Raw genomic sequence first — 12,217 nt, 5'->3', positions numbered from 1 at the left:
ACCGCCAGCCCACACAGGAGATTGAGATGAGTTCACTGCCCCCCGTCCCCGCGGGTCAAGAAACGTTCTATTACGCATCGCAAACCACATTCTGGATTTTCTTCCGCCAGCCCCGCGCGCTGGTGGAGAAGGCACTCGGCGCTCAGCTCGATTCACTCGGCCTGGCCCTGCCAGGGTTCAAGGATGATCCAGACGGTGCCTACCTCGCGCTGGTGCCCAGCTTCTACACCTGCGCACTCAACCTCTCGTCTGGCGGGGTCACCTCCACCACGATGCAGGGAGTCAGCGAGGTGGAGTTCAACGTGCTCGTCTATCCCAGGTCCCAGGCAGCCAGGCTCCCGGACCTCACGTTCCAGGAGTTCCTGCTCGGCTGGGAGCAGCACAAGCTCATCGGGCAGCTCCGGCTCGACGTCATCACGGACAACATGGGAGCCGTCATCGGTGGCCGCGAGAAGTACGGTGAACACAAGTTCCGTGGGTTCATCCGCTATTGCTTCCCCCTGCCCAACGACAACGCGAGAACGCCCGTCCCCTTCCACGTGGAGTTCTCCGCCTACACCACCGAGCGGATGCAGCACGAGGAGCTCGTGTTCTCCCTGCGCTCGGGGGTGGGCGCGCTCCAGCCCGTCTCGGTGGATGCCTCGGAGGTGGTCGTCTATGGCTCGCTTCCACCCGAGCCCCAGGACGGAACGAGGCAGCGGGCCATCGGCTCACGCCGTAACCACTTCGGCACGTTCAGCCTGTATACGCCGACGGAGGCCCACCCAGCCCAGGTGCCTTCTCTTCAGTACGGCCCATGTCGCAGTGCCGCACCCCTCCACTACAACGGCAAGGGCATTCCTGGCTCGGAGGAGTGGCCGAAGCAGATGCGAGACCGAATGCAGCAACTGCTCACCGACGCACCCGTCGCGGCCTTCATGCTGTTCGCATCGCCGCCCGTCGAGATAGAGCCGAGGCCGTTCTACGTTGATCCGCGGTAGGCGCTGGATCCGCGCACCAACCTGTCCAAGAAGGTGGGCCGAGGCGACCCGGGCGGTCAACGGAGCGGGCATGTTCAACGCCCTCATCGCCTCGCGGCCGGGGACCAAACACCTGCGGCTCGCCCTCCTGTCCTTCTTCCGGAAGGCCGAGCAGATGGGCACCCGGCAGCCGACACCGCCGCATCCCCGCGGACGGATGGGCGGAGGTCGGAGGTCGCATTACCTTCCACCTGAACGACACCGGAGGCCGGGATGAGGCGCAATGGGGCAGTCAGACGGGCGCAGGGCTGGTGCCCGAAAGGGTGAACACGCCTCCGTCCATGTCGGAGTCTCTCACCGGGGACATCGCTTTCCCCAATGGGAACCATGCGAAGTGGGTACGTGCTTCGCCCGGAGATGATCCCCACGCGCTCCTCCACGCGCTCGACCTGCCCCGGCCTCTCGCCCTCATCCTCCTGCTCGGAGGAGCGGACGGGTTGGCGCCCGAGCCGAACGCGCGCCTGCGGCAACTCATCGGCCGAGGGGTGGCCCGCTGCGCCGTGGAGACGGGAGCCCTCATCCTCGATGGCGGCACCTGGTCCGGCATCATGGCCCTCATGGGCCAGGGGGTGGCCGAGCGCGGTCACCGCTCACGGCTCGTCGGCGTGGCCCCCGCGCAGCTCGTCACCTGGCCCGGAGGCCCCTTCGGGGAGGGCGCCGGGGAACGCACGCCGCTCGATGAGAACCACACCCATTTCGTCCTGGTGGACGGTGACACCTGGGGCGGGGAGACGCCCACCCTCTACACGCTCGCCTCCGCGCTCGCCGAGGGGGGCATCCCCGTGGTCGTGGTGCTCGCCAATGGCGGGGACGTCACCCGGCAGGAGGTCCTCGCCGCCGTCCGCCACCACTGGCCCCTGGTGGTCCTCCAGGGCTCCGGCCGACTGGCGGACGAGCTCTCCACCTTGGTGTCCCGCCCTGCTTCCGACATCTCCGACCCGGTCCTCGCGGAGATCCTCTCCGATGGCGACCTCTGCCTCTTCCCGGTGGAGGGCTCGGCGCGCGACCTCAAGCACCTGCTCAAACGCGAGCTACGCGAGGACTCCATCCTCAAGCTGGCCTGGCAGCGCTTCGCCCTCTACGACGCCAACTCCACCCGGCAGCAGCACGTCTTCCGACGACTGCAGTTCTGGAGCTTGACCCTGGGCGTCCTGGGCACGCTCGTGGCCTTGCTCGATGCGCAACTGCGCATGCTGGGGCACATCGCGGAGGACGGACGGGTGGATGGGCTGTTGAGGATCCTCATCGTGCTCCTGGCCGCGTCGGTCACCGTGCTGGTGGCCGCCTCCAGCCAGTTCAAGGCGGGCACCCGGTGGATCCTCCTGCGTGCGCACGCCGAGGCCCTCAAGCGGGAAATCTTCCGCTATCGCTGCCGCATCGGCCTCCAGCGCGAGCCCAGGACGGGCCGGCTCTCCAGTGAGCGCCGATTGGCCAGCCGGATGAAGTCCATCAGCCGCCCGCTCCTGCAGACAGAGGCCAACCTCTCCGCACCGCGTACCTACCGCGGCCCGCTGCCCCCGCCCGGTTCGCTGGCCCCCGGCGATGACGGCTTCAGCTCGCTCACCCCCTCCCGCTACATCCGCTACCGCCTGGATGATCAGCTCGGCTACTACCGGAGGAAGATCGATCGGCTCGATCGGAGTGCCTACCGGCTGCAGTGGCTCACCATCCTCGCCAGCGGCATGGGCACGGTGCTGGCGGCGATGGGGGCGGAACTCTGGGTGGCCCTGACGACGTCGCTGGTGACGTCCGTCACCGCCTGGCTGGGCTACCAACAGGCCGAGAGCCAGCTGACGAAGTACCACCAGTCCACGACCGACCTGGACAACATCAAGGCATGGTGGAGCGCCCTCTCCCTCGAAGAGCAGGGCAGACGCCGCAATTTCGAGAACCTCATCGACAGCACCGAATTCGTCCTCCAGGCGGAGCTGACGGGCTGGTTGCAGGAGATGCGGGACACCCTGGCCCGGATGCAGACGCGGCGTGACAAGAACCCAGCAGAAGCCCAGACGACCAAACACTGACCGCGGGAGCAGGGATGGAACGGATCTTCGTCAGCTACCGGCGAGAGGACAGCCCAGGGCACATCGGCCGGCTCTATGATCACCTGGTCACCCATTTCGGTGAGAAGCTCGTCTTCCGGGACATCGAAACCATCGAGCCCGGAGCCGACTTCATGCACGCCATCGGGGAGGCGGTCGAATCCTCCGGCGTACTGCTCGCCGTCATCGGGCCGCAGTGGCTCGACGCCCGGGACAAGCAGGGACGGCGGCGACTGGACAACCCCAGGGACTTCGTCCGGCTGGAAGTGGCCGAGGCCCTGTCGCGCGACGTGCGGGTCATCCCCGTGCTGGTGGGGGGCGCCACCATCCCCTCCGAGGAGGAACTTCCCCCTGACCTCGCCCCGCTGGCCCGGCGCAACGCCATCGAGATCAGCGATTCCCGTTTCCGTACCGACATGGCGCACCTCATCCGCGCCATCCAGACCGCGCTCGGCGTGAAGCCCACTCCAGCCGCCGGGGCACCACGGCCCGGAGTCCAGTGGCGTCAGTGGGGAGCGGTCGGGTTCATCATCACCTTCACCGTGCTGGTGCTCTCCGGGATTCTGTGGGTGCAGGGGCGAGCGCCCAAGCCGACACAGCCGGAGGGCATTGGAGGCGCTGGGGACGCGGGAGTGGCCGAGGGATCCGCTCCGAGTCCCGTGGAAACGGAGCCGGAGGGCCTCGGAGGAGGCGGGGACGCGGGGATGAGAGGAACCGGGGACGCGGGGATGACCGGGAAGGCACTGCCCATCTCCCCCCCGGTGAACGTACCGAGGAAAAAGAAACAGCCGCCCCCGTTGCCACGAGACGCGGGCGTGGAGCAACCCGCGCTGGAGGATGCGGGGAGCGACGCGGGCGTGGAGCAACCCGCGCTGGAGGACGCGGGGACGGACGCGGGCATCGCAACACCACCTCCCTCGGATGCGGGTCCGTGGGAGCAGGAGCGAGCGTTCAAGCCGACACAGCTGGAGAGCAGCGGAGGAGCCGGGGACGCGGGAGTGGCCGAGGGATCCGCTCCGAGTCCCGTGGAAACGGAGCAGGAGAGCGATGCGGGCGTGGAGCAACCCGCGCTGGAGGACGCGGGGAGCGACGCGGGCATCGCAACGCCACCTCCCTGGGATGAGGGAGCGATGGACGAGGATGGGGGAACCGGAGGCAGTGAAGTGATCCCCCCTTCGGAACCCGAGTCATCACCACAACCCGAAACGCAACCCGAGTCACCAGCACCGACCCAGCCGGAACCCGAGGACGAGGCCGGTTACTGAACCCGCGTCCACCAGGGTCCGATGATTCGTCTCACAATCCCCGTCACGGGAGGTTGAAGGAGATCTCCAGGCGTATTCCCCAGGATGTAATACGGCACCACGTCCAGCGCGAGGTGTTCGGCATTGCCCCAAAAACCAGCGGACTGATCGCCGTAGTTGTACGTTCCCATGTTGAGCGGATCCGTTACAACCTGGCCATTCTTGTCATACACAGCCTCACAATGGCCACCGTTCGGGGAAACAAACTTCTCGTTCTTGTCATTATCACAGTCCCCCCACCGATGGTAATAATGACCGGTGGAAGTCCATCCTTGCTTCCTGGCAACATCACGAGGAGGAGTTCGGTTGGCGCTATTTCTCGAATAGTGCAAATACATAAGGTGACCCGTCCCAAAGACGGGGAAAAAAACTGGTTTGAAAAACAAATCCGACGCATACCAGGAAGCAAGGCCGGACGGATCCACGAACATGATTGGATTGCCGCCCACGTAGGCATACAAGTTGGTATCGCCGCCCGCGAACCGGATGGGATCCTTCGCCGTCCACCTGCCCGTCTCCGCGTCATAGTCTCGGGCGCCGAAGCGGGTGAGTCCCGTGTGCCTGTCATAGAGGCCTCCAGCGAAACCGAATGGCTGAAAGCCAGGACGGGTGTCGGCGAGCACGACCCCCCAGGGGTCGTAGTCCAGGCGCTGCGCGATGGCGCCGGTGTCCACATCCACGATCAACCGGGGGCTGCCCAGCGGGTCGGTGAGGATGCGGTAGGTGGCACGGGCCTTCATCATGTAGTCAGGTACATGGGCCTGGGAGGCATAGACGAACCGGGTCACCACTTGATTGTTGCCGTCCAGCTCCGCGATGACGCGCAACTGACCGTCATACAGGAAGCCCTGGACGAGCGTGCCATTGACCTTCTTGCCCACACGGCGGTTGTGCGCGTCGACGATGTACTCCACCCGGGTTCCGTCCGGCAGGGTCGAGGAGAGCAGATTGCCCCAGGCGTCGTAGACGTAGGCCGTGAGCTGTGAGCCCACCTGCTTGGATCGCAGATCTCCATTGGCGCCATAGGAATACACAGCGCCGCCGAACGACAACAGCCTGTCCTGTGCGTCATAGGTGGCCGTCCGGGTGATGCCTCCCTGGGTGTGCGAGGTCCTGTTTCCGTTGCCCGGCGCGCCCGCGTCGTACACCGAGGACGAAATGGGGACGCCATCCTCCAGGACGTTCACCAGTCGGCCGGCATCGTCGTAGGCATACGCGTAGGTATGGCTCACGCCCTGGATGGTTTCCTGTTTCTCCAGGATGCGGCCGGAGGCGTCCCGGCCCAGGTGCCAGGAGAAGAGCGAGGAGGTATCGTAGAAAGCCGTCGAGCCGTCCGCCTCTCCGTAGCCGTTGTGGTCCACGGAGGTGGCTACCCGCCCGAGTGTTGTCCTCTCCAGGAGGCCGTTGTCCACGTTTCGGGCAAGGCTGAGCGAACCCGCCTGAATCAGCAGGCCGTCGTCGTCGTAGCCGTAGGAGATGGCCGGCGCATCATTGACCGCCAAGGATGAGACCCTGAAGAAGGAGTCGTGGCCGTACTCCACGTGGCCTTGAACCGCTCCCGTCCAGGTCGCCTTCGTCGTGAGCGGACCATCATAGAGGTAGCTGATACTGGATCCCCGTGAATCGGTAAGGGATTGCAGCTTCCCGCTGACCGGATGGTAGCTGAGCTGACGGGTGATCGCGTCCTGACCGCTCCCCGGGGGTGGAGACATGGTGACCGTTTGCAGCGACCCCTTCTTGCTGGAGGAGGTGTCTTCATACGTGAACGACAGTGCCGTTCCGTCGGGATACCGCTTCGACAGGGGCTGGCCGTCGAGATTGTAGCTCGAGGAGGTCGTGACGGTGGGCACGCCCGGCAGAGCAGGCGGAGTGTAGACCGACTCCTGATCGGCCGACGTGTGAGCGAACGAATGAACCGGCTGGCCGGGAGGCGTCAGTGACGTGAGGTTTCCACTGACGTCATACCCAAAGCCCACAGCTCTCGAGCCGGGCAGGAGTTGCGTCATCACACGTCCCGCCGGATCGTAGGTCATGCTGGAAGTGCGGGCGAGCGCGTCCGTCTGACCCGCCAGCTCACCCTGGCTGTTGTAGGTGAACGCGAGCGTGCGCGTCCCGTGAGTGACCCGTTCCACCTGGCCTTCGGCGCCATAGGCGTACTGCACCGGCAAGAGGCCCGGGATCTCGCGCCTGACGGTCCGACCCTTCGCGTCCAGGAGGGTGGTGCTTTGTCGTCCCGAAGGACTGGTCGCGGTGAGGGTGCTCGTGGCCGCGTCATATGTGGACACCGAGGTCCGCCCATTGACCGTCACGGTGCCGGAGAGCGAAGCGAGGCTGAAGATGTCTCCCGCGGTGAGGAGCGTCGCCGCACGGTTGCTGTTCACCGTCCGGGTGAGTCCACTGGGCAGGCGGATGCTCTGCATGGTGGTGTATGGGGACTGCATGCCCAAGCGCGGGTCTGGACCCTCCACGGAGGTCGTGACCGTCCCGTCCGGGTCCGTGGTGATGGCCGTGCCATCGGCTCCGAGCTGACGGGTGAACACCTCTCCTGAAGAGACCGTGGTGGTGCGCTGTTGCCCTCCCACGGAGAGGTTCTGGACCTGGTAGGTGGTGCGGCGGCCCATGGCCGTGTCCACCGACACCTTGTATCCGTCCGGCAGCGGGGTGCGCACGAGCGTCTTGGATCCATCGGCGGGGTTGGAGTCTTTCTTCAACCGTCCCTCGCTCGTGTACTCATAGGTGTGGACGTTGTTGCGCGCGTCCTTGAGTTGGGTGAGCAGGCCCTCGGACGAGTGCGTCAGTTCCACCCGCTCGTTGGCCGGGTTGACGATGGCGGACAAGTAGCCCTGGGCGTCCACCTCCAGCGCGGTGCGCTGTCCGTGCGGAGCCACCAGCGCCCGCGGCCGTCCCGTGGTGCTGTCGCGCTCCACCCGGGTGATCAGGCCATTCACGTCCTGGATGGACGTGAGCCGTCCTTCGGAGTCATAGCCGAACGCATACCGCACCACCTGGGTGCGGGCGTCCACCGTGCGCAGGTGGCGGCCCTCCTTGGCGGTGAAGACATACAGCTCGGTGGCGTCCGTCGAGGCGACCCACGCTTCGTTCTCACGCAAGAGGGTGCCGGGGTAGCCCACACGCCGCACGCTGTGGTTCCACTCGTCACTCACGTGAAGTGCCCCGTCCGGGCTGACCGCCAGGCCCGCGGGCGAGTCGAGCAGACCCTGCAGCGCCGGCGTGCCCTGGCCGCTGAAGCCGCTCGTCTGCACCTGCCCGGCGAACGTGGTGATGGTGCCGTGGGTGTCCACCCGCCGAACGCGCGACGGCTGATCGGCGATGTACAAATTGCCCGCGGCGTCGAGCGCCAGGCCCCGGGGAGAGGAGAGCTGCGCCTGCTTCGCCGGGCCTCCATCCCCGATCTGGGTGCCCGTCCAGCCGTCCGTTCCCGTGCCCACCACCGTGGTGATGCGCCCGTTGGTGCCGATGCGGCGCACGCGGTGGTTGGCGCTGTCGGACACATACACCTCTCCGTCCGCACTCACCGCCACGTCCCAGGGGCCATTGAGGCAGGCCTCGGCGGCCAGACCATTGTCCCCGCAGAAGCCGCGGCCATTGGGCTTGCCCGCCAGGGGGTGGATGATGCCCTCGGGCGTCACGTAGCGCACCCGGTCGTTGTCGAAGTCGGCGATGTAGAGATTGCCCTCCTTGCCCACCGCGAGGCCGTGCGGGTAGCTCAGACGCGCGTGGGTGGCGGGTCCCTCGTCTCCGGAGTCGCCATTGCTCGAGAAGCCGCACGTGCCGGCGACCGTGATCGCGCTGCCATCGGGCAGCACCTTGCGGATGCAGTGCAGCGCCGTATAGGCCACGTAGACGCCGCCGTCCGGGCCCACGGCCACCGAGCGCGGCTGGTACGCCTCGCTGCCGGGCAGCGTGGTGAGAATGCCGTCCGTGCCCACCTTGCGCACGCGGTTGTTGAAGGTATCGGCGATGTAGAGCGTGCCGTCCGGCGCCACGGCCACGTCGTGGGGATTCCACAGCCGGGCCTGCTTCGCGCCAGCCCCATCTCCGATGCTCCCGAAGTCCCCGTCTCCCGCCACCGTGGTGAGCAGCGGCGTGCTCGCCGTCAGGCCAATGGCGCGCTGCTCGCCGTGGCCCAGGTAGAGCACCTGGGACGCGGGGTCATACGCATGGTGCACGTCCAGCGTCCAGCCGCCCAATTGCGTGGTGGGGACGATCCACGACCCCACCGTCTTCTCGATCGTCTGCCAGAGCGCCCCCGTGCGCCGCGCCCGGTCCGAGCTGATGTCCGCGATGCCGAAGCGGGCGAACGAAGGCCCTCCACTCCCGCTTCCACTCCCGCTGCCAGCGGCCATCATGGAGACGAGTTGGTAGGAATAGCCAATACGGATGGTGAGGGGGAAGACGCCCTGCACGGGGCGGCCATAGCCATCCTTGCCATCCCACTGGAAGGTGGTGCTCTGGTGGGGCTCGGCGGGGAAGGTGAAGAGTTTGTACTGGCCGGCCACCTGCACTTCCATCAACACCGCCTCCGCGCTGGCGGGAATCGTGGCGCCCGTGAGGGGCACCTTGATGGGCTGAGCCGCGCGGAAGGAGGGCACCCGGTTGCTGCGGTAGCTCAGCTGGTAGGGTGTGCCTACCACGCCCTCGGACTCGCCCAGCACCTGGTTCTGGCAGTCGATGATGGAGCCGCAGTGGATGTCGGAGTCCTTCTCGTCCTCCTGCATCTCCAGGCTCAGGTTGGGGACGATGGCATCCCACGGAAAGTCGAAGGGCCAGTTCAAGTCCCACGGCGTGAAGTGGGGAATGGGGGCGCGCCAGAAGCTCTTGCCCGGGGCGAAGAGCGTGGCGAGGCGCTGGCGCTCGGCGTCAGTGAGGCCCAGGGCGGACAGGGCGCCGCCGGTGTCGGCCACGCCGTCGCCGGTGACGTCCAGCGAGGCCAGGCCTCCCGTCACGTCCAGGACCTTGAGCACGCGGCCATCCGCGGACGGACGCCACACGCCCGCCTGGCGGTCATACCAACCCGAGGGCACGGCCTCGCCCACGGGGAAGCCCAGGAAGTTGTCCACGTAGAGATAGACGGGCTTGGAGAAGCGCACCTCGCGCGCGTTGGCGGCGAGCGCCTCGTCCGCGCTGAGCTCCACCGCGTAGGTGTAGCCGCTGGCGGGCGGCAGCTCGCCGGGCATGGTCTGGGGGCCCTGGGCCCCCACGGTGTACTCGGTGGCGCGCACGTGTAGGGTGCTCAGGGGCTGGAGGCTGCCATCAGGCAGCACCAGCGAGGCCGTGGTGTCCGGGGGGAAGAGGACGGTGGCCTGGCGCGTGCCGTCCGCGTCCTTGGACGCGCTGCCCTGCGCCGCCTGGAAGCCCGTGGCCGAGCCATTGAGCGTCACCGGGGTCACCTGGGCGTCCACGGCGATGAGGAGCACCTCGGGCAGCCACGCGTAGCTCACCCAGCCCGCCTTCACCTGCCGCTGCGCGGGCAGGTAGCCTTGCAACTCATACTGTACCGTGAGCGCCCCGCCGCCGTTGACCGCCAGGTCGAACGCGCCGTTCGCGCGCGTGAGCGTATAGCCATACTCGGGGTGGCCGAGGATGGAGACGCGCACGCCCTCGAGCGTCGTCTCGCCGCGCGTCTTCACCACGCCGCGCAGCACCGCCACCCGCTGGGGGGCAATCGTGCCGGGCCGCACGCCCACTTGAATGGCATTGGGGCCGGAGTAGAGGAACTCGGTGGCCTCGGCCAGGGGGGTGAAGCGGTTGGGATCGATGGGGGTGGGATGGGGCTCGCGCGGAGCTGGAGGCGGCGCGGACGCGGGGATGTAGCGCTCGGCGGAGGCGGAGTCGTGGTTGCTGATGCCGCCGGCCACGAGCACCTGGCCCGAGGGCAGCAGGGTGGCGGTATGGCCATAGCGGTCCACGTTCAGGGGGGCCGTGGCGCTCCAGGTGCCCGTCGCGCTGTCATACAGCTCGGCGCCGTACTGGATGCCGGTGGAGCCATGGTAGCCGCCGGCGACGAGCACCTGGCCCGAGGGCAACAGGGTGGCGCTGTGGTAGCGGCGCGGCTGGGCAAGCGAGCCCGTCGCCGTCCAGGTACCGGTGGCCGGGTTGTACAGCTCGGCCGAGGCGGACAGGGGGCCATGGGCGCCGGCGCCGCCCACCACCAGCACCAGGCCCGAGGGCAGCAGGGTGGCGGTGTGGAAGCCGCGCGCGGTGGACAGGGGGGCCGTGGCTGACCAGGTGCCGGTGGTGGGGTTGTACAGCTCGGCGGAGGCCAGCAGGGCGCCGGAGGAGGAGGACGTCCCGCCCGTCACCAGCACCTTGCCCGACGGCAGCAGGGTGGCGGTGAAGTCGGCGCGGGCAGTGGCCAGCGAGCCGGTGGCCGACCAGGTGCCGGTGGTGGGGTCGTACAGCTCGGCGGAGGCCAGGGGCGTGCCGGAGTTGGTGAGACCGCCCTCCACGAGCACCTGTCCCGAGGCGAGTGGGACGGCGGCGTGATGGCCGCGGCAGGTGAGCAACGAGCCGGTGCGGCTCCACTGGGCGCTGGTGTCGTCGTACACCTCGGCGGAGGTGGAGGACTGGCATTGCTCGCCGCCCGCCAGCAACACCTTGCCCGAGTTCAGCAGGGTGGCCGTGTGGCCGTGGTGGACGGCGAGGGAGTTGGCGGTGGTGCTCCAGGTGCCGACGGTGGTGTCATACAACTCGGCCCGGTGGTTGTAGCCGCCGGCGACGAGCACCTTGCCCGAGCCGAGCAGGGTGGCGGAGTGCTCCAGGCGGCTCTGCGAGAGCGAGCCGGTGAGTTGCCAGCCGGCCGCGAGAGCGTCGCGGGCCGTGGCGGCCTGGACGGGCGTGGCGGGGGACGGAGTCCATGTCCCGTTGCCGTCGCAGGCAGCCAGGGAGAGCAAGGCCCAAAGGATCAGGCCCAACTGGCGGCGCGCCGGACCGAATGAACACAAGAGGGTGGGTCGTTGCATGTACCGTGTCTTTCTGTTCTTTCGAGGAGCTTTGGAGGCCCGGCGGGGCGCAATCGCGCCCCAGAGTTCCCCGTGAATGACATCCGATACGAATCAGCCTCCGAATCGTATCGGATCACTTCCTGAGCGAATTCGCCCGCGGTGAGATGCTAGAGGCCCACTACCGGACCAGGCGAGTTGGCGTGGGTGGTGGTGCCGTTGCCCAGTTGGCCATGGTTGTTGTTGCCCCAGGTGCGCACCGTCCCGTCCGACAACATCGCCATCGAGTAGCTGTTGCCAGCGGCCAGCGCCACCACCCCCGTCAATCCTGGCACCTGCACTGGCGAGAGGCGGTGGGTGGTGGTGCCATCCCCCAGCTGGCCATTGTCATTGTTTCCCCACGCCCACACCGTGCCATCCGAGCGCAGTGCCAGTGAGTGGGTCGCCCCCGCTATCACGGACACCACCTTCCCCCTGGAACGATGTGTTTGAGCACGCGGCAGGACACAGTTGGTGGACAGCCGTCCACGATCCCGGGGCGGGGCGCCCCGAGTGTTTCTTCTGCTCAGCCGATGTGGTTGGGCATGGGCTCGATGAGCCCTGGCTCCCCCCTGCCAATGAAGACGGCATGCATCGCTCGATTGGTCACGCGGGATCGCCTCCGGCGCGGCGGCGGGAGGGTCCTCGAAGACGTCCTCGGCGCTGACGGCGTCATCCATCATCGGTCGGCTTCGGCCTCGACGCCGGAGCAGGGCCGGTCTCCTGCAGGTTGCGCTCATAGGCCTCGTGCGCCCCGCCCGTCGGCCCGCCTCGGCCCCCCGCTCTTGCCCGCCACCCCTCAACAGGCCTTCCATCCTTCCGATGCGCCTCGCGCGGATTGGTACGGGGTG

General features: G+C 67.6%; 5 protein-coding genes. 3 read left to right on the top strand and 2 right to left on the bottom strand.

Translation table 11 applies throughout. From position 1 onward, the window contains the following. Positions 1–26: 26 nt before the first annotated feature. From F0U63_RS33325 to F0U63_RS33315, 3 genes are all read left to right on the top strand, one after another. The gene (locus F0U63_RS33325) at positions 27–980 is read left to right on the top strand and encodes a hypothetical protein (protein WP_395836214.1); all 954 of its coding nucleotides are present in this window, start codon (positions 27–29) and stop codon (positions 978–980) included. Between the two features lie 320 nt (positions 981–1,300). Beyond that, positions 1,301–3,043, top strand: coding sequence for a DUF4231 domain-containing protein (locus F0U63_RS33320; RefSeq protein WP_395836212.1), 1,743 nt, complete (start codon positions 1,301–1,303; stop codon positions 3,041–3,043). A 14-nt stretch (positions 3,044–3,057) separates the two neighbouring features. Next, positions 3,058–4,326: a TIR domain-containing protein gene (locus F0U63_RS33315; RefSeq protein WP_395836210.1), complete on the top strand. Its 1,269-nt coding sequence runs from the start codon at positions 3,058–3,060 to the stop codon at positions 4,324–4,326. Here F0U63_RS33315 and F0U63_RS33310 read toward each other — a convergent pair. Further along, a complete protein-coding gene (locus F0U63_RS33310; protein WP_395836208.1) occupies positions 4,320–11,348 on the bottom strand; it encodes a kelch repeat-containing protein in 7,029 nt (2,342 codons plus the stop codon). The genes F0U63_RS33315 and F0U63_RS33310 overlap by 7 nt on opposite strands. Positions 11,349–11,497: 149 nt before the next feature. Further along, the gene (locus F0U63_RS33305; protein WP_395836206.1) at positions 11,498–11,791 is read right to left on the bottom strand and encodes an RCC1 domain-containing protein; all 294 of its coding nucleotides are present in this window, start codon (positions 11,789–11,791) and stop codon (positions 11,498–11,500) included. Positions 11,792–12,217 lie beyond the last annotated feature (426 nt).

The organism is Cystobacter fuscus (assembly GCF_044360685.1).
Taxonomy (GTDB): Bacteria; Myxococcota; Myxococcia; order Myxococcales; family Myxococcaceae; genus Cystobacter; species Cystobacter fuscus_C.
The sequence above is the reverse complement of the archived record's forward strand: the minus strand, read 5'-3'. Positions and strand labels throughout refer to the sequence as shown.

Excerpts from the sequence above, each read along its gene's own strand:
- F0U63_RS33315 (WP_395836210.1), top strand. The coding sequence starts at position 3,058 with ATGGAACGGATCTTCGTCAGCTACCGGCGAGAGGACAGCCCAGGGCAC.
- F0U63_RS33325 (WP_395836214.1), top strand. The coding sequence starts at position 27 with ATGAGTTCACTGCCCCCCGTCCCCGCGGGTCAAGAAACGTTCTATTAC.
- F0U63_RS33320 (WP_395836212.1), top strand. The coding sequence starts at position 1,301 with ATGTCGGAGTCTCTCACCGGGGACATCGCTTTCCCCAATGGGAACCAT.
- F0U63_RS33310 (WP_395836208.1), bottom strand. The coding sequence starts at position 11,348 with ATGCAACGACCCACCCTCTTGTGTTCATTCGGTCCGGCGCGCCGCCAG.